General features: G+C 47.5%; 20 protein-coding genes and 2 tRNA genes. 10 read left to right on the plus strand and 12 right to left on the minus strand.

What is annotated here, in order from left to right:
• Positions 1-95: 95 nt before the first annotated feature.
• The 4 genes from AMD24_RS01480 (at position 96) to AMD24_RS01495 (ending at position 1,367) form a co-directional block, all read left to right on the plus strand.
• On the plus strand, positions 96-335 hold the full coding sequence (locus AMD24_RS01480) for a ferredoxin (RefSeq protein WP_062100358.1): 240 nt from the start codon (positions 96-98) through the stop codon (positions 333-335).
• Positions 336-345: 10 nt separating this feature from the next.
• Positions 346-765 carry a DUF721 domain-containing protein gene (locus tag AMD24_RS01485; protein WP_062100359.1) on the plus strand — a complete coding sequence of 140 codons (420 nt, stop codon included), beginning with the start codon at positions 346-348 and terminating at the stop codon, positions 763-765.
• A 68-nt stretch (positions 766-833) separates the two neighbouring features.
• The gene (locus AMD24_RS01490; protein WP_062100360.1) at positions 834-1,229 is read left to right on the plus strand and encodes a dihydroneopterin aldolase; all 396 of its coding nucleotides are present in this window, start codon (positions 834-836) and stop codon (positions 1,227-1,229) included.
• Between the two features lie 65 nt (positions 1,230-1,294).
• A tRNA-Gly gene (locus AMD24_RS01495) sits at positions 1,295-1,367 on the plus strand.
• A 46-nt stretch (positions 1,368-1,413) separates the two neighbouring features.
• Here AMD24_RS01495 and atpC read toward each other — a convergent pair.
• From atpC to atpB, 8 genes are all read right to left on the minus strand, one after another.
• Positions 1,414-1,839 (minus strand): ATP synthase F1 subunit epsilon, encoded by a 426-nt coding sequence (gene atpC / locus AMD24_RS01500; protein WP_062100361.1) that lies wholly within the window; start codon positions 1,837-1,839, stop codon positions 1,414-1,416.
• 3 nt (positions 1,840-1,842) lie between these two features.
• Entirely contained in the window at positions 1,843-3,249 is a 1,407-nt protein-coding gene (gene atpD, locus AMD24_RS01505; RefSeq protein ID WP_062100362.1) for a F0F1 ATP synthase subunit beta, read from the minus strand.
• A 16-nt stretch (positions 3,250-3,265) separates the two neighbouring features.
• Entirely contained in the window at positions 3,266-4,144 is an 879-nt protein-coding gene (gene atpG / locus AMD24_RS01510) for an ATP synthase F1 subunit gamma (RefSeq protein ID WP_062100363.1), read from the minus strand.
• A gap of 12 nt (positions 4,145-4,156) precedes the next feature.
• On the minus strand, positions 4,157-5,689 hold the full coding sequence (gene atpA / locus AMD24_RS01515; RefSeq protein WP_062100364.1) for a F0F1 ATP synthase subunit alpha: 1,533 nt from the start codon (positions 5,687-5,689) through the stop codon (positions 4,157-4,159).
• A 62-nt stretch (positions 5,690-5,751) separates the two neighbouring features.
• Entirely contained in the window at positions 5,752-6,180 is a 429-nt protein-coding gene (locus tag AMD24_RS01520; RefSeq protein WP_062100365.1) for a F0F1 ATP synthase subunit delta, read from the minus strand.
• A complete protein-coding gene (locus tag AMD24_RS01525) occupies positions 6,177-6,686 on the minus strand; it encodes a F0F1 ATP synthase subunit B family protein (protein WP_062100366.1) in 510 nt (169 codons plus the stop codon). Before AMD24_RS01525 ends, AMD24_RS01520 begins: the two co-directional genes overlap by 4 nt.
• Positions 6,687-6,775: 89 nt before the next feature.
• A complete protein-coding gene (locus AMD24_RS01530; protein ID WP_062100367.1) occupies positions 6,776-7,015 on the minus strand; it encodes an ATP synthase F0 subunit C in 240 nt (79 codons plus the stop codon).
• A gap of 141 nt (positions 7,016-7,156) precedes the next feature.
• Positions 7,157-8,020: a F0F1 ATP synthase subunit A gene (gene atpB / locus AMD24_RS01535; protein WP_082382998.1), complete on the minus strand. Its 864-nt coding sequence runs from the start codon at positions 8,018-8,020 to the stop codon at positions 7,157-7,159.
• A 1,055-nt stretch (positions 8,021-9,075) separates the two neighbouring features.
• On the opposite strand from atpB, the gene AMD24_RS01545 reads away from it, so the two are divergent.
• Complete coding sequence (locus AMD24_RS01545) at positions 9,076-9,588, plus strand: bactofilin family protein (protein ID WP_082382999.1); 513 nt, start codon at positions 9,076-9,078, stop codon at positions 9,586-9,588.
• 231 nt (positions 9,589-9,819) lie between these two features.
• On the opposite strand, the gene AMD24_RS01550 is transcribed toward AMD24_RS01545, so the two are convergent.
• Entirely contained in the window at positions 9,820-11,007 is a 1,188-nt protein-coding gene (locus AMD24_RS01550) for a glycoside hydrolase family 10 protein (protein WP_082383000.1), read from the minus strand.
• A 133-nt stretch (positions 11,008-11,140) separates the two neighbouring features.
• Here AMD24_RS01550 and AMD24_RS01555 point away from each other — a divergent pair, with 133 nt between their 5' ends.
• From AMD24_RS01555 to AMD24_RS01575, 5 genes are all read left to right on the plus strand, one after another.
• Complete coding sequence (locus tag AMD24_RS01555; RefSeq protein WP_062100371.1) at positions 11,141-12,166, plus strand: aldo/keto reductase; 1,026 nt, start codon at positions 11,141-11,143, stop codon at positions 12,164-12,166.
• The gene (locus tag AMD24_RS01560) at positions 12,163-12,936 is read left to right on the plus strand and encodes an HAD-IA family hydrolase (RefSeq protein WP_062100372.1); all 774 of its coding nucleotides are present in this window, start codon (positions 12,163-12,165) and stop codon (positions 12,934-12,936) included. Before AMD24_RS01555 ends, AMD24_RS01560 begins: the two co-directional genes overlap by 4 nt.
• Before the next feature lie 97 nt (positions 12,937-13,033).
• Positions 13,034-13,780 (plus strand): TlyA family RNA methyltransferase, encoded by a 747-nt coding sequence (locus AMD24_RS01565; protein ID WP_062100373.1) that lies wholly within the window; start codon positions 13,034-13,036, stop codon positions 13,778-13,780.
• Complete coding sequence (locus AMD24_RS01570) at positions 13,777-14,640, plus strand: NAD(+)/NADH kinase (protein ID WP_062100374.1); 864 nt, start codon at positions 13,777-13,779, stop codon at positions 14,638-14,640. Before AMD24_RS01565 ends, AMD24_RS01570 begins: the two co-directional genes overlap by 4 nt.
• A gap of 73 nt (positions 14,641-14,713) precedes the next feature.
• A complete protein-coding gene (locus AMD24_RS01575) occupies positions 14,714-16,084 on the plus strand; it encodes a CCA tRNA nucleotidyltransferase (RefSeq protein WP_062100375.1) in 1,371 nt (456 codons plus the stop codon).
• 35 nt (positions 16,085-16,119) lie between these two features.
• Here the strand turns inward: AMD24_RS01575 and AMD24_RS01580 are convergent.
• The 3 genes from AMD24_RS01580 to AMD24_RS01590 form a co-directional block, all read right to left on the minus strand.
• Positions 16,120-16,191: transfer RNA gene (locus AMD24_RS01580), tRNA-Val, on the minus strand.
• 19 nt (positions 16,192-16,210) lie between these two features.
• On the minus strand, positions 16,211-17,320 hold the full coding sequence (locus tag AMD24_RS01585; protein ID WP_062100376.1) for an Lrp/AsnC family transcriptional regulator: 1,110 nt from the start codon (positions 17,318-17,320) through the stop codon (positions 16,211-16,213).
• Positions 17,321-17,345: 25 nt separating this feature from the next.
• Positions 17,346-18,470, minus strand: a complete 1,125-nt coding sequence (locus AMD24_RS01590) for a citrate/2-methylcitrate synthase (protein WP_235503200.1) — start codon at positions 18,468-18,470, stop codon at positions 17,346-17,348.
• Between the last annotated feature and the right edge of the window lie 116 nt (positions 18,471-18,586).

Raw genomic sequence — 18,586 nt, forward strand, 5'->3', positions numbered from 1 at the left:
GAGTAACCGGTAATGCTTGCTTCTTCCCTATTTTAGGCTTACCGTTCCTACCGTGTCTTATTCTTATCTGAGGAAGCATCGACATTTAAACTGAAATGGCTGACTTTAACAATAGGTATCCGGAGAATGTTTCTGGGAGGTTTTACGTGGATGATCAGTGCATCGACTGTGATCTATGTCGGGAAACTGCTCCTGCTAATTTTAAGCGTAATGATGATGAAGGACGCTCCTTCGTCTATAAGCAGCCAGCAACAATTGAAGAGGTTGAGCTTTGCCAGCAAGCCTTGGAGGGCTGCCCAGTAGAAGCTATTGGAGATTCCGGGATACAAGAGTAAAAGCGCGCCTGTGGTTTCTAACGAAATAGCGAGGGAATGGAGGAGAGCGAGTCCACAGAACTGGAGGGCAGCAGGGAAGCCGCAGGCGCGCAGGTTGCGTGTAGTTGCTGAGTGGCGTGGATATCCGGAAGGGCCAACAGAGACTAGCGGGTGCTTTTGCGCAATAGGAGAAATACTCAAAGCATTTCTCGGAAAGCTGAATCTGAGCGAACGCCCGGGTGAAAACACGGTTTTGGAGGCCTGGAAAGAAATGGTAGGGGGCTTCTTTGCTAGTCACTCTACACCTGTCTGTCTAAAATCGGGCGTTTTGTATGTTCAAGTTCATCAATCTTCCGTTCGCTATGAGCTAGACCGTGTTTGGAAACCTCGAATTCTCACAAGGCTACAACAAAGGTTTGGGAAAATGACTGTTCGTGAACTACGCTTCTAGGAGGCTCCCACTGCCGCGACAAGAGCATCCAGGAATTGTGATGCAGGAAGGGGGCTAAGAAAGTTGGAATGCTGGAGTTCCCCGCAGAACCTCAACTCTCCCCATTCTCCGTGTTAGAAGATGATGTCATTCAAATTCAGGGACTCTCCGTCTGCACCCGTATTGGAACAACTGAGGAAGAGCACCTCTTCCATCAGCACCTCCTGCTTGACCTTCAAATACAGCCTCAAAGTCCCTTCTCTGCCCAGAAAAGTACTCAACCATCGGTTGACTATAGCGCCCTTGCACAAAGGATTCGAAGCCTATGCGCCGTGGGCCAATGGCGACTGATGGAAACCCTTGCTGCGGAAATCTCTGACACGTTGCTTCTGGAGTTTCCAGTTAAAAGGCTTACCCTCCGTATTCGCAAGTTTGTCCTTCCCTATGCTGAGTTTGTTGCTGTCCAAACCACACGAGAAAGATAAACGTTGACTTTGACCATAAGTTTTGATCCCTTCTTCCCCTCCCCTCTGGGAGAGGAGCCTAGTATGCGGGTGTAACTCAGCTGGTAGAGTGCAACCTTGCCAAGGTTGATGTCGAGGGTTCGAGCCCCTTCACCCGCTCGGGCTCGGGTTCAAACAGGCGGAGGGAAAATAAGCGAGCAAATTCTTACGGCAGGCCACCCCTCGTGTATCGCCTCCGTTTTAACCGGAGCTGTGCAATAGACTTTTCTAGATTTGCTCGAACGAACGCCAGTTCTTCTTCTTTCATATGTCCTTCACGCATAGCCACTTCTGCACGACGAACTGCTTCCTCTACCTTTTTCTCGTCAATATTTTCTTCTGAAATGGCAAGGTCAGTTAGAATTGACACTTGAGTGGGCACTATTTCTACAAAACCTTCCCCAACTGCTAGCCGATTCTCTGCACCATTTTTCCGGAAATATAATTCCCCTGGGACAATTTCGGTCAATAAGGGGCAATGTCCAGGCAGAATCCCAAGCTCACCTTCTTTTCCTGGTATGACCACTGTATCCACTTCTCCAGAAAAAATACATTCAGAGGGTGTAACAAGCTCAAGTAAAAGTTTCTCCATATTCTATTTAACTTGTTCAATGTTTCCCTTCATGTAGAAGTTGCTTTCTGGTACATCGTCGAGGTTCCCATCTAGGATTTCCCTAAATCCATGAACCGTCTCTGCAATAGGAACATACTGACCTGGCACCCCTGTAAAGACCTCCGCCACATGGAATGGCTGGCTAAGAAACCGCTGAATCTTCCTGGCGCGGAAAACTAGTAGCCTATCCTCAGGGACAAGTTCGTCCATTCCCAGGATGGAAATAATGTCTTGCAGATCCTTATAGCGCTGGAGGACGCGCTGTACACGGTTCGCTACGGAATAGTGCTCCTTTCCGACAGTCTCAGATGCTAATACACTTGACGTAGAAGCCAGAGGATCGACGGCTGGATAAATCCCTAACTCTGCAATTGATCGTTCCAACACGATAGTGGAATCCAAATGCGCGAAGGTGTTAGCAGGGGCAGGGTCTGTTAAATCGTCTGCAGGTACATAAACTGCCTGAAAGGAAGTAATAGACCCCTTTTTAGTAGAGGTAATACGCTCCTGCAAATCTCCCATTTCTGCAGCAAGGGTTGGTTGGTATCCAACAGCTGAAGGAGTACGGCCTAAGAGAGCCGATACTTCAGATCCTGCTTGGGAAAATCTAAAGATGTTGTCAATAAATAGGAGCACGTCCTGATTTTGTTCATCCCGGAAAAACTCCGCTATTGAAAGCGCACTTAATGCTACGCGCAAACGTGCTCCGGGGGGTTCATTCATTTGGCCATACACGAGTGCCACCTTCGACTTACTCGGCTCTTCCTGTACAATAACCCCTGCTGCTAGCATTTCATTGTAAAGATCATTTCCCTCTCGGGTCCGTTCGCCAACCCCAGCAAACACCGAGTGTCCTCCGTGCCCCTTGGCGATGTTATTGATAAGTTCCATAATTACAACGGTCTTTCCTACACCAGCACCCCCAAACGCACCAACCTTGCCTCCTTTCGTAAAGGGACATATCAGATCAATGACCTTAATGCCCGTCTCAAGAATATCTATCCTAGTATTCTGATCGAGAAGCGATGGAGCCGGACGATGAATGGGATAGTGCTTCTCTGCCAAGACGGGCCCACGTTCGTCTACCGGCTCTCCAATCACATTTAGGATACGGCCCAAAACTCCTTGGCCCACTGGTACGGAAATAGGGGCTCCTGTGTTAGTAGCCTCCCCTCCTCGCACCAATCCTTCCGTTGAAGACATTGCAATGGTCCGAACCCAGTGCGCTCCAAGATACTGCTGGACTTCTAAGACCACCCGATGACGCCTACCTTGCAACATGTGAACTATTTCCAAAGCATCATAAATCCTTGGTAATGAGCCCTCAGTAGGGTCAAATTCTACGTCCACGATGGGTCCAATTACCTGAACAATTTTTCCTATACTCATAAAGCTCTTGAAGGAACTATTCTGTTGCTAACTGGGCAGTAGAAATCTCGAGAAGCTCCGTAGTAATGCTTGCTTGGCGCGCTTTGTTATACTCGAGTGTTAGGTCTTTAACAAGATGATGAGCATTGTCGGTGGCGCTTTTCATTGCTACCACCCGTGCGCTGTGCTCAGAGGCACGGGCATCTAATATCATCTGGTAAACCTCAAAATGGACATAATAGGGAAGGATAGCGTCCAACACTTTGTCTGGAGAGGGTTCAAAAAGAAAAAGACTTCCATCATTTACAGAGGAATGTTCTTGTGGCTCCACAGCGACTTTCTCTTTGTTGTAACAATTGGATAGGGGAAGAAGAACTAATTTTCTTGGCCGTTGGGTAAGGGTATTGAGAAACTTAGGAAAGAGGATGCTGACTTGACTGACTTCGGCAGAGACAAATTTCTCAATCATGAATTTTGAAATAGTCTTGGTTTGTAAAAAGGACGGAGTGTCTGGCAGTGAAAACTCTGCAACGAGGCGTCGTTTCGTACGGCCTAGAAATTGGCTGCCTTTCTTTCCAACAGAGATAAATTGCGTTACTTCCCTATTAAGGGCCATAGTCTCACGAAATAGGTTGGTGTTTAGGGCGCCACATAGCCCCTTATCTGTGGTGAGCATCAAGACTAGTTCTTTGTGGAAATTACGCTGGTCCAACAGCGGGTGGTAGGAAAAGTCGGTTCCCTTTTCGGTAAGACGTTCCAGCATACGGCCGAGGAGTTTTGCATAGGGGCGTCCAGCAATGACTTTATCCTGGGCTTTGCGCATTTTGGAAGCTGCCACCAACTGCATTGCTCTCGTAACTTGAGCGGTGTTTTTGACCGACTTAATTCGTCGCCGAATCTCTCGTGTACCTAGCATAGGAAGGTAGCTTCAGAGGAAAAGCTTGGCAAATTCCTCCAGGGCGTGCTTTAGCTCTTCTTCGAGCACATCGTCGATCGCTTGTTGTGTTTTGGAGATTTTTTCTACCAACGCGCTCTTCCTAGAATCCATAAATTCAATAAGTCTGGTGCTATACTCACGGACCTGATCTATCCCTAGGGCATCCAAAAACCCGTTTTTCGCCGCCCAAAGGAAGATGATTTGATGATGCAGGCTAAGCAAGGAGTGCTGGCGCTGTTTGAAAAGCTCTACAATGCGTTGGCCGCGGTTTAGCTGTAGGCGGGTTTTTGCATCTAGATCTGACCCAAATTGTGCGAAGGCAGCTAACTCACGAAACTGCGCAAGATCCCCTCTGATCTTTCCGGCAACTTGCTTCATTGCTTTTACCTGAGCAGCGGAGCCCACACGGGAAACGGAAAGGCCTACAGAGATAGCCGGGCGCACGCCTTGATAGAAAAGCTCAGTCTCTAAATAAATTTGGCCATCGGTAATCGAAATAACGTTTGTTGGAATATACGATGAGACATCGCCAGCTTGCGTCTCAATAATCGGTAATGCGGTTAAAGAACCATTCCCTACTCCTATGTTGAGACGCGCAGAACGCTCTAAAAGGCGGCTATGCAGGTAAAAGACGTCTCCTGGGTAGGCCTCTCTCCCAGAGGGTCTCTTCAGCAGAAGAGAAATTTGGCGATAGGCAACAGCATGCTTAGAAAGATCATCGAATACAACCAGGGCATCCCTACCATTTTCCATAAACCACTCTCCCATACTCATCCCGGCAAACGGGGCAATATATTGAACAGTTGCACTCTCCGAAGCGCTGGCACAGACAACAACTGTATAACGTAGAGCATCTCGCGATTCTAAGATGGAGACAACGCGGGCGATGCTAGCGCTCTTCTGTCCAATTGCGACGTAAATGCTATAGACGGGCCTGAAATTCGGATTGTGGGTGCCCGCGTGATTAATTACAGCTTGATTAAGAATAGTATCCAGAGCGATTGTGGTCTTTCCAGTAGACCGGTCTCCAATGATTAACTGACGCTGGCCACGACCGATTGGTGTCATCGCATCGATGGAAATAATACCAGTTTGTAGAGACTGAGTGACCGGCTGACGCTGGATAATACCAGGAGCATTACGCTCCAGAGGATAGAAGTCCTTGGTGGGGATGGGACCCTTTCCATCGATAGGTATGCCTAAGGCATTTACTACACGCCCTAAGAGGGCTAGTCCAACAGGTATCTGGAGCAGTTTCCCAGTGCAACGGACTTCATCGCCTTCGCGGATACTCGTGTAATCACCCAGTATGATCGCACCAACGCTAGTTTCTTCTAGATTGAGAGCTAATCCAACCTCCCCTCGGGGAAACTCAAGCATCTCGTTGAGTACAGCCTTACTTAACCCTTCAATCTGCGCAACTCCATCACCAATCTCTTGAACCACTCCCACGTAGATTTGCGCCGGACTGATAGTCTTAATGCTTTCAATCTTAGCTTCTATCTCCTGTAAAATTCTACTCATGGCATTTAAAAAATAGGAGTCCCCCTTGTAATGAGAGGTAAAAAGTAGAAAACGGGTGACGGCTAGGTATCTAGATCTAGAAGAAACGAAGAAACACGCCCCAAATAGCTCAGGACTGTACCATCCCATACCTCGCTGCCAATCTGAATGTGTAGGCCTCCCAATACCTCAGCGTTGTCCTCAAACTGTACCTCCAAATCTTTGTCATAAAAGGATATAAGCCTTTTTTTAATGAGTGATCTCTCTCTGGAAGAAAGAGGCACCGCGCTCTGTACCCTAGCTTGACTATCAGCAAGTGCTAAGCGAATCCGCCTCGTCAGTTCACGCAAGATTTGAAGATACTGACGCGGCTTCTCTTTTATCAAAGCATCTACCACTGCAAAAACACAACCCTCCGCCACTTTCCCCTGGTTCACACACAAGAGAAAGAGCTTTCTAGAGAGAATACGACCTGCCTTCTTTACTTTCACAGCTGGGGTACTTTCAATCAACTAGTCACTACACGCAACACCTCTGCAGATAAACGTTTTTGATCTTCGTCAGTTAGCACTTTACCGACAACCTTAGCAGTCGTCTTTACTACTAAAATAGCCGTCTGCTCCTTGACTTCCTTTATCATTCTTGCACGTTCGCCAGCAATAGTTTCCCCTGCTCGTACAATCATTGACTCGGCCTCCTGTTTTGTTTGCTGAAGTGCTCTTTGTGCTTGAATCTTGGAAGCTGCCTGTATCTCCCTAAAAAGGACTTGTGCCTCCTCATTTGCCTTACGAAGAATTGCCTGGCGGTGAAGTTCGGCCTCATCCATGAGGCTTTTTGCCCTCTCTGCATTTAGCTTAGCTTCTTCGATAAGCTTCTGCCGATCAGACAGTATCTTAAGTACAGGTTTAAAAGCGAGTCGATCCAGAGTGAAATAGGCTGTCAGAAAAAGAACAACTTGTGCTGCAAAGTGGGGCCAGTCCACCCCAAACTGCTTGAGAATATGGTCAATTGCGCCCATGGGTCGGGAGGCCCCCCTTCAAGGGAGAAAGCATGGCACCACGTACGATATCTTCTGATCCTCACATTCAAAGCCCACTGGAGTTCTCACTAGCGTCCCTGGAAAGCCAAAATCAAGGCATATATGGCAATAGATTCCGCTAGTGCAATTCCAAGAATACCGAGTGCCAGCACGCGTCCAAAAGTTCCTGGATTGCGGCCAACGGCCTCTACCATTTTGGCACCGATCCAACCGATACCTAACGCTGCTCCAGCTCCTGCCATACCTAGTGTGAGACTGCCAGTGAGTCCTGAAGTAGTAGCTGCTTCTGCAAGAATTTGAGTTAACATAGGATTCTGATGTTTTTAGGGATAAGATTTACGGACTTCAAGCGGTTAAAACGCCTTGAACGCGAAAAACAGCTTGTACAGAAGAATACGCTGACCAACAGCCATAGAAACACTTTCCTCAAAGGGGGAGTCTTAACTGTGTCATTCTGAGTGGACTGTGGAAAGCTGAATATATACCGCAATTAGAAGCGTAAATACTACAGCCTGGAGAAATCCGATTAGCAGTTCCAAAAAGTAAAAGGGAATTGGTACTACTACACTCATTAGGGCAGACACCCACTGTGAGAAGCCAAGGCTGTTCCCCAAGTCCGTCATGGTACGCATCAAGATTTCTCCCGCATAAACATTGCCATAAAGGCGTAAAGACAGGGACATAGGACGGACAAGGATGGAAATAACCTCTAGAACTCCAACAAAGAGAAAAATAGGGCTTAATACAAGAGAAAGTACCCCTTTAACACCACCCTTTACTTCAAAGAGGGCCTTAACAAGACCAAAAAATCCCACTTCCTGGACGGTCCATAGAAACCAGAAGTACATCGCTACTGTAGCTAATCCAAGAGTCATGTTTAGGTCCGCTGTAGTCGGTCGAAGCAGAGGAATTTCCACCTCACTCACAGTTAAAAAACCTGCCTTAGATCCCCATCCAACAGTACCAACGCCGGGTAGCAGGCCGAACCAATTTGAGAAAAGGATAAAGAGAAATAATGAGGCAAGAAATCCGAAAGCTTTCTGTGCCATGCGTCTACCAATAATTCCCTCAATAACATTAAGGGTGATTTCCACTATTGCCTCAAAAAAATTTTGCATTCCTCCAGGAATTACACGCAGCCTGGTAGCAAATCGATAGGCAAATAGAAGTACTGCCCCAGTAACTAGGACAGAAACCAAAATAGAATTGCTAAGCCAGGCAGTGAAGCTTAGTGATTCCGTCGGAAAGAACCGGTAGGCAGATTCCGCCTTCAACGGAAAAGTAGCTACTAAGACCGGCGCATAAAAAGTCATCGTGCTTATATTCTAAAGTTGCGATTAGTACCCCTACTATTTTCTCTGCCAGCAGAGCACGCAGTACAGGTAGGGGTTACGATGTATCTGTTATTCATCTGGGAATGGCAAATATTAAGTTATGGATCACTTCTATCTCAGGCGGGAGGTAGGTTTTCGGCTTATACTCTCACTTCCCTATAGTGTTTGTTACGGTAACGCTGCTTCTCCATAAGTTTCCTGGTTTTTATGCTCCTGATGGGGTTCCCTCTAAACGGGTGGTTAGCACCATGGTGTCACACCAGCGCTGTTTACAGTTGGCAACAGTTGAGGGAGAGAAGAGACCCTCCTTCTTAGAAGAATGCCATGCCATGTAGATACAGTTGGGCTACCTGCGGGGCACTCTACAAAGACTCTCAGAGAATGCTTCTGCTTGTGGACCTGGGAATGTAAAACTAAAGTCGTTATAGCTTCATGGGCTGTTCTTGTAGTTTGCTTGGAAGGCGAAGCGCAAGCAGCCAACAATTTCTTGTTGAACTGTAAAAGTCGACGAATGACCAGAGAAGGTGAAAAACACCTGCTGCACACCTTTGCAATCGGCAATAGCTGAGAATAACCTGGTTATACATAGCTAACGTAGAGCTCTCTTAGTACTTAGGCTTTCTAGCTTTCTATCTACTATGAAAGGTTGACAGAAATAAAAACGTGCCAAAAACATTAGTTTTGTTGAATTCCCTTCGAGGGAAGGATCACACTTACAGTCACCGTCATAACCTGTAGACAGAGAGCTAATGCAAATAGTATATGCAAGATATGCGAATGCGACGCGGCATCCACCTGACGGTGTCAGAATACAGAACACAGTCCACCTTATGGATCACTACAGGATGCCTAAGGCGCTCTCCTCACGCCCCAGGGTGAGAGTTACGGGAAACTTTCCTTTCGCGGCGGGCTTTACTGAAACCCCGAAGGAGGGATATGATGGGGCGCATGGCACACCAAGAGACCAAGAGGCGCCACCACCATATCAGCCCACCATATGGAACCAATGCCCGTAAGCTGCTTATACTGGTAACATGAACCTCAATAGCCTTACCCACGACGTACAAGACCAAACCCACCAAACGAGAAAAAATATACTCACTAGTGAAGTAGAAATCAAAGGTACACTTCACTTTAAGGGTGAGCTAATCTTTGACGGAAAAATTGAAGGTGAAATTGTTTCGGAGGGAGATTTGATTCTAGGGAAAAATTCTTTCATCAAGGGAGAGGTAAGAGTTAAAGCAGCCATTATCCACGGGACTGTAATGGGAAACATTACTGTAACTGAAAAATGTGAATTGAAATCCAGTTCTCAGCTTACTGGTGATCTCATAGCCGCACGCATGCAGATTGAAGAGGGGGCCACTTTTGTAGGGAAATCGGAAGTTAGCCCCAACAAGGCTAGGAAGCCTACTGAAAAACCGGGGAAAACTGCTGAAAAACCAGTAGAGAAAGTCGCAGAGCCTTCTAAGGTCGTCGCTACTGCACTCCCTGCACAACTACAAGACCTTCATCGTAAACCAGTCGTTCCCCAATCTAGAACCTGATTCAATTCCCAATTATCCCGCAGAGAGGATGGGTCATTAGCATAAGCATAACTTTCTCCCTCCTTATCTGCATTTGGAATTAAGCTCTGGATCCAGTTTCGCGCCTCATCGTGTGGGTACCACTGGGTTTTGGCGAATTTTGGCGTCTCGTTGTTTTCAATTCTCATTGTCTTTCCATCGCCCCTCGGTCTTTATCAGTCCTTTCTTACATAACTGTGCCGGTTTTCAGCTTCATTCACGAGCAACGATGGAAGAGATCCCTTTAACGTCTGTTACCAATTGGTGCAGGCGCCATAGGATGAATCCACCTTTTCCCCGGGGGCGCGTGGCCTTTTCGAGGCGCATTTGAAGCACAATTTCTGATACTGGCCAGCTATTTCTCTGTGCTAAGCGCTCCAGAGTGATTCCAGGATAGATCGGGATTCCGTGGGGGTTAATTTTCTGGCTGCGCCACCACTTTAATAGTGTACTAAAACTCCGTGGACCGCCTTCCTTCCAGTACAATTGGGGAGCGATGTAGTCTACCCACCCATGACACATCCAAAAGACTGGGTCCGAATATAAGCAATTTAGTTGATCTAAATCTGCTTCTACCGTAGATGGACTGCCCCTAGTGTAGATACCAAATGGGCTAATACCGAACTTCATACCGGGCCGCTCTTGGTGAATAAGTATGCTTAACTTATGTACTAGTCTGTTGATGTTCTGGCGCCGCCAGTCTCCGATCTCCAATTGTCCCCCTAAGGTACGGTAAGACAGGTAGGCCTGAGCGTCAGGAAAAGGACCAAGAAGCCGGTTTGGGTATGGGTAAAAGTAGTCGTCTAGATGGATTCCTGCCAGATTGTAACGGGAAATGAGGTCCTTCACCACTCTCAGTATATGATTTTGGGCTGCGACACTGGATGGGTCCATCCAAAGGAGGTTGCCTACCCGTCTTATATGAGGCGCTAGAGATTGGCTAACATGTTTTCTGTCGAACGAATTTGTTGCGTTGGTTGCCACCCGATAGGGGTTGATCCATGCATGGACAGCAATACCTCTGAGTTTAGCTTCTCTAATGAAGACTTGAAGCGGATCAAATCCTGGAGTGCGTCCTTGTCTACCAGTTAAAAATCGGCTCCATGGTTCAATAGATGAAGAATACAGAGCATCACTCTCTGAACGTACCTGCACAAAAATATTGTTTAAGCGGCAGCGTGCAGCTACAGCTACGAGGTGACGGATTTCTTTAAGCTGTTCAACCGGTTCCATGTTCTTACGGGAAGGAAAATCTAGATTGTAAACCGAAGGAATCCAAGCCCCCCGCATTTCGGTAGCCCACAGTAGGCTAGAGCTACAGGAAAATGGGCCGTAGGAAGAGACACAGTATACCATCCCAGTGACGCAAAGATTCCAAAATAGATGCATGTCGACTGTCATGAGGCTATGTTTGGGAGGATTATACTCGTTCGAAAGAAATCGATCGCAGCTTTTCGAGAAAAGTATGCAGTGAGCACTTTGCCTAGAAGATTCTGGCTTGCAGCCAATATTTAAGTTTAAACTCGCGAGTATTATGAAGTATCGCAAACTACCTAGTGGGCTCCAAGTAAGCGAAGTTGGCTTTGGAATGTGGACGGTTTCTACAGGTTGGTGGGGGAATTACTCTGACATGGAAGCCATACGGCTTTTGCGCGAGGCCTTTAACCTAGGGATTACGCTTTTCGACGCAGCTGACACTTATGGAAACGGCAGGAGTGAAGATCTTATTCGACAAGCATTTGGGACAGAACGTGAACAAATCGTTATTGCTACTAAGGTAGGTTACAATTTCCTTGAGCATGGTAATGACCGCCGTGGACAGCGTGCAATCCCTCAGGATTTTAAGGCCGAGGCCATTCGGCAAGCTACGGATGCCGCACTTTGTCGTCTAGGTACAGAAACCATTGATATTCTGCAGTTACATAACATCCACATGGAGCAGGTACATGACGACGAACTTTGGGAAACGCTAGAGAACTTGCGTTCCCAGGGGAAAATTCGCCTCTATGGCGTGTCCCTTGGGCCGGCCATTGGCTGGCTGGCAGAAGGTGTTCTGGCAGTTCAGCGCCGTAACCCAGCTGTCCTCCAGCACATTTACAACATTCTGGAGCAATATCCAGGTTCTGCCATCCACAGAGCGGCCCAGGAGGGAAATGCTCAAACTCGTTTTTTTGTCCGTGTCCCCCACTCTTCTGGTATGTTGGAGGGACACTACAGGGAAGATACTGTGTTCCAACCTGGTGATCATCGAAGCCATCGCCCCAAGAGTTGGCTCGTTAATGGAATCAAAAAGGTGGAGCAGCTGCGTTTTCTGGAATTGGAAAACCGTACTCTTGCTCAAGCTGCTCTTCTTTGGTTGCTAGCAGAGGATCGGGTGGCCTCCACTCTGCCCAATATTTATAACGCTGACCAGCTGCATGAGTTTGCGGCCGCCCCCGACTCTCCCTCTCTCACCAGAGAGGAGCTGCAATGCATTCAAAATCTATCTACCACTAACTTTGGTTTAGAACCAGAGCCAGTGAGTTTTAAAGGGACCATGGAAACTATTTCCGCCGCTTGAAACAGTTTACTAAGTTAGTCTCGAGGAGGATCTGCCATAGGTGGCCCCATCGCCCTTTCGATGTTCAAATCCCTAGAAGCCCAAAGCTTCTGGTTTTTGACTTCGACGGTACTATTGCTGATACTTTTCAATCCAGTCTTTGCATCTTCAATGAGATGGCTGCTGAGTTCGGGTATCGTCCACTCCTGGGTAGCGAAGTTGAGGTTGCGAGAGGAATGAATACCCGTCAGTTTATGAGATACTTGGGAATTTCCACAGTGCACCTACCAAAGATTTCTCTCAGGGGCTTTCGGCTGCTCCACTCTCGAATTGAGAACATTCTTCCGATCCGTGGCGTACCAGAACTTTTGCACGAACTTCAGGATCGAGGCATTCCTATGGGGATTCTTACGTCCAACTCTGAGGAAAACGTGCGTGCCTTCCTTCATCGCCACTGTTTGGAAGTTTTCTCATTCACTCACAGCTCATCTCACCTTTTCGGAAAGGCGCGTGAAATCAGAGCCATCCTACGCCGAAACCGGTTGTCTGCTCAGGAAATTATCTTTATTGGAGATGAAACTCGTGACGTAGAGGCTGCTCAGCAAACAAAGGTTCCAGTAATCGCAGTGGGCTGGGGATATAACAGCTACAAAGTGCTACAAGAAAGAAAACCGCAAGCCACCATCGAGTGTCCAAGACAGCTGTTAGAGTTTCTTCCTCCAAAGAGAGTTTCTGTCTCTCCCTGCTTTTATGAAAGTTATGAAGGCCTACTGGATCAGCATGGACTTTAACATCCCTTTCGCCATTTCATCCATTTCGAAGCCGGACGTCATTACAGACCTGGATTTGTCTAGTTGATCCTCTTTAGGAGAGTGGTCAATTTCATCTATGAAGCACCTTCGTTTGGATTCTCTCCTTGTCAGTCGCGGCCTTTTTGAGTCCAAGGAAAGGGCCCAGTGTGCCATTCTAGCTGGTGATGTACAAACGGAGGGATCGCTCCCGCTCCCAGTCAACATTAAACCAGGTACATTCGTTTCTGCAGATATAACCATAAAAATCAAAACTCACCAGCGTTATGTGAGTCGTGGTGGAGAGAAGTTGGAATACGCCCTTGACTATTTTGTGATAGATGCCGGCGGTAAGATCTGCATGGATGTAGGTTCCTCAACAGGAGGCTTCACTGACTGTCTCTTAAAACACAATGCTAGGTTGGTGCATGCCATTGACGTAGGACGGGGCCAACTCCATTGGAGCTTGAGAAAAAATCCTCATGTTATTACCCATGAGGGAATCAATGCGCGTTACTTGCAGTATTCTGACTTTACGGACTCTGTGGAAATCATTGTTGTGGACGTCAGCTTCATATCCCTGACGCTAATTTTACCGCCCGTGCTCAGGATACTTGCATCAACGGGTCATATGATTATTTTAATCAAGCCACAGTTCGAATTAGACAGGAAGCGGGTGGGAAAAGGTGGCATTGTCCGTGATCCAACAGCTCACTTGGAAGCCATAGGGAAGGTTTATGCCTTTGCTACGGGGTTTTCTCGTGCTCGCTGGATGGGAATGACGGAATCTCCTATTGTCGGCAGGGGAGGCAATAAGGAATTTTTTGCCCACCTTTGTCCAGTATGATTGGTCTTATTGCGCACATCCCCAAACCGGAGGCGAAATCGCTTTCACTTATCCAGCAGTTTGTAGAAAACCTAAGAGCGGTTGGAGTAAAATTCCTATTAGAAGAGTCCACAGCTACTGTTATGGGAGAAAAATGTCACGGCAGTACGGAAAAGATTTCCAGATGTGACCTTGTCGTCGTATTCGGAGGAGATGGAACTATTCTGCGGGCTGTCCATCGTATGACACCCCATTTTCCCCCCATATTTGGAATCAACACTGGATCCTTGGGATTTCTCACCTGCCTTGGACCACAAGAAATTAATCGAGCCATTGAATGCATCATCCGTCGAAGTTTTGTGCTCAGCTATCGTTCCATGTTGTCCTTGGAGATCGAAAGTAAAATCGTTTCACAGCCCACTTTTAATGGGATGGGACTAAACGACATTGTAATCAGCAGAGGATCACGTTCTCAACTTGTTCGTCTCACAGTACTTATTAATAATAACGTGCTGACCAATTATTACGCAGACGGTCTGATCATTGCCACCCCGACTGGTTCTACTGCATATTCTCTTGCGGCGGGAGGTCCAATTCTCATGCCAGAATCTGGCGTGTTTGTTATTACCCCAATTTGTCCACATGTGCTGACTAACCGATCTACCGTAGTAAGTGATCATTCAGTGATCGAAGTCCGTCTCCTTATTCCGGAACAGGAGATAAATGTTTCCATCGATGGACAGGCCACTCACCGGATGTCTCCTGGAGAAACACTCCGTCTTACCAAGGCCCACACAGCCCTTCCGCTGGCTATGCTTCCGGAGAGAGACTTCTCTCAGGTACTCAGCCAAAAATTAAAATGGAGCGGCAGCAACCTATAAAGCACGAGCCAAACTTCCAACCAGCTCTCTTTAGAATCCTCCGCCTTGCAGAATAAGCGCGCTCCCTTGTTCCATGAGCACTCCCGAGTATTCGCAACACCTTCGGCAACTCGCCATCCGGATTGTTTCTAGACTCCGACACGCCGGCCACACAGCCCTCTTTGCAGGAGGATGCGTACGCGATCAACTCCTCAGAATCCCACCACACGACTACGATGTCGCTACTGATGCCCGTCCTGATCAAGTACAATCTCTCTTTGAGAAAACACTACCCATAGGCGCTCAATTTGGAGTCGTGCTAGTCGTCGAACAGGGTAGTCCGTTTCAGGTAGCTACCTTTCGCGCAGAAGGGAGTTATGTAGATCATCGCCATCCCAGAGAAATTTCCTTTGGGACTCCTGAGCAAGATGCTTTCCGGAGAGATTTCACTGTAAATGGGCTTTTCGAGGACCCTTTTGAGGGTTGTATCCTTGACTATGTTGGAGGACGGGAGGACCTAGAGAAGGGGATAATTCGTTGCATTGGGAATGCAACAGACCGTTTTGAGGAGGACCGCTTACGCGTTATGCGTGCTATACGTCTCGCGTCAACTTTAGACTTCCAGATTCATTCAAACACGTGGAAAGCATTAACCATCTGTGCTTCCAATCTCAATGAGATTAGCGCTGAACGCATCCGTGAAGAGCTTAACCGGATTCTGCTTTCCCCAAGACGAATGCAAGGCTTCGATCTGTTAGACAAAAGTGGCGTGCTTAGTTTTCTACTCCCTGAAGTAGAAGCTCTAAAAGGCTGCAAACAGCCCCCAGAGTTCCACCCAGAAGGAGATGTTTTTATCCATACGCGCTTAATGCTCGCCTTGCTCCACGCACAAGTGCCACTCCATTTAGCCTTAGCCACCCTTTTCCATGATATCGGAAAGCCTGGTACTATGCAAGAGGACCAAGCTGGGCGCATACGCTTTAACACTCATGAGAAACTCAGTGCTGAAATGGCCTACAAAATCATGAAACGCTTGCGCTACTCTAATACAGAAATTGAGGTCACTCAAACTCTCATTCGCAATCATATGGCTTTTAAAGATGTGCAAAACATGCGTCCTTCTACACTGAAACGCTTCCTTGCGCGACACAGCTTCAAAGATGAGTTAGAACTCCACCGCATAGATTGTTTGAGCAGTCATGGCTCGCTCAGCAACTACGAATTCCTTATCGCGAAGTGCGCAGAGTTCTCCCATGCGCCTCTTGCACCCACTGCATTGATCAGTGGTAAGGACCTCCTCGCTCTTGACTGGAAGCCTGGTCCTCAATTTAGAATAGCACTAGAGGCTGCCTATAATGCTCAACTTGAAGGTCTTCTTTCTTCCAAAGAAGAAGCTATCACCTTTCTTTTGGAAAAATTTTCCGATTTGGGAAGCGATAAGACATCGTCCCGAGGAAAAATATAACGGCATCTTGGGAAAGATCACAATATACTCCCTCATAGGCGGTGGGGGTCTCGAACCCCCGACCTACTGGGTGTAAACCAGTCGCTCTACCGCTGAGCTAACCGCCTGCTAAAAAAGTAAGGGGAATTAGGGCAGTCGATGCATTTTCTCTATCCACTTGGCATGGACAAACGGCGAAATTTCCGACGGTTTGATCTCACTACGACCTCCCCAAAATATATTGGTGTAACGGACGGGGATACCCACGGACTGTAGATGTTGATCGATAGACGTCTTGTGGGCAAGTAGTACCTCCTTGCGCGTACCATGCGCCACGGCCATGATATTTACGTTATTGAACTCTGGACCAGCTTCTCTCCAGTAGCAATGAGTAAGAATTTCGTGGCGCCCTACCTCCGCCCCAGCCCTTTCTTCAAATCCTGCAGGGACCGCCCAGTGGAAGAGGGCATTAAAGCGAGTAACACGCTTGCCACTCTGAGAGGGTTTTACATGTTCAAGAAATGTGGAAAATCGTCCGATAAACTTGCGTGATTCTAAAGACTTAGCTATCCGGAAAAAATCCTCTGCTTTTAGGCCTAGCCGGCAAATCCTCCTTTCCCAGGCAGGTTCGCAAATTTCTTCAGGAGAAAATTCTTCCTTTAGAGCTAAGAGAACTTTCCACTCCAGCGGAGTAACGGGAGATGTAGAAGTCACTAACATCTTTGCCGAGCTGGCAGACTTATCACCAGGCTGGATGGACTTGCGCCGAACATGCCCAACACCAAGAGTGAAGATCCCCTTGGCTCGCATAAGTCGAAAGCTCTCCGCACCCGTCCTACACAAGAGAATATTACAGTGAGATTCTAACGATTCACCAAGAGGGACCTTTAACGTTGTCCAGAGTCGATAGGATCCACCTGGAGTTCCTGCGTCAGCAGAACGGACGACAACATGGCCTGAGAACGGATCTTCTTGGAACATAAAATCAAAGGCAGAATCCAGTTTCTCCCCAGAAATCTTCCAAGCCACAAGCGCCCCCTCTGCTATGCGGTTAGCAAGCAAAGTCTGACGTACCCTGCGGATGGTACCCATCTTCAGCATAGTTCGAATTCTTTCTAGTACAACCGCCAAATCTACACCGCTACGGAGGGAAATTTCTCTAAACGGCTCTCTAAAAAACCCAGAGATTTGATCCTCAGAGACTTCTAAAATCCGAGCGTTTATCGGATCATCATGATCAGACGATACTGTATACATAAATCCACATACCCTCTTTCTATTATTAGCGCTGCCCGATAGGCTTTACCTTTTTCCCAGGAACTGGTCCGGTATACTCGCTTAGCGGCCGATAGAGCCGATTATCCGCGAGCTGCTCCAGGATGTGAGCCGTCCATCCAGCCGTGCGTGCGATGGTGAAGACAGGAGTGAACATATCGGTTGGAATGCCCAGGGAGTAATAGACCGTAGCCGAATAAAAATCAACGTTAGCATGAAGGCCTTTCTTTGCCTTCATGATAGCAGCAATGCGTTCAGACATTTGGATCCACTTCTTCTCGCCCAGCCTATTACAAAGCTTAAGAGCCATTTGCCGTAGATGTGGAGCACGAGGATCTAATGTACGGTAAACACGGTGGCCAATACCCATAATTTTCTTTTTTTGAGCAAGACGCTCCCCGACCCAATCATCCACCCGATCTAGACTCTCGATTTCGAGGAGCATGTGAATGACACCCTCATTAGCTCCGCCGTGGAGAGGTCCCTTGAGAGTACCAATAGCGGAAGTAATAGCAGAGTAAATATCACTCAAGGTAGAAATGGTAACGCGTGCAGAGAAAGTAGAAGCGTTCATACCGTGATCGGCATGGAGCACGTAGGCGAGATCTAATGCATTTACTACCTCAGCTGAGGGCTCCTCTGCATTGAGTAAATAAAGAAAGTGGGCAGCCTCTCCAAGGTCTTCACGAATTGGAGGCAGACTTTTGCCTTGGCGGGCACGGTGAAAGTAAGCGGCTATAATTGCTACCGCAGCTGTGATATCAATAGCCCGCTTCTGATCAGCTTCGGCACCACCCTTCTTCACCCTGTCATAGAGCCCCATCATTGATATGCCTGTACGGAGTATATCCATGGGATTAGCGTCTTTCGGTGCTCCCATAATAAAACTCAGCACTCCTTCAGGTAACCTGCGGCAATGGCTCAAATCAGCCTTGAGGTGATTAAGTTCATTTTGGTCAGGTAATCTCCCGTGCCAGAGCAAATATACCACCTCTTCATAACTGACTTTACCGGCCAGTTCGTTGATATCATACCCAGCATAGATCAGAATTCCTTTTTCTCCCAACACATCACTAATGGTGGTGCTGTTTGCAACGATCCCCTCTAGCCCTTTGGCAGTAGTAATTGTCACGGTAGCGCTGGGACAACCCCCATTATATTATGTAGCATACAACTCTTTCCTAGCCGTGAAGAGCCGAGAGAGTGAAGGAACGCAGGCTGTCGTAAACATGTAAGGGTTTGCTAACA

It is taken from the genome of Candidatus Xiphinematobacter sp. Idaho Grape (genome assembly GCF_001318295.1).
In the GTDB taxonomy this organism is placed as follows: Bacteria; Verrucomicrobiota; Verrucomicrobiia; order Chthoniobacterales; family Xiphinematobacteraceae; genus Xiphinematobacter.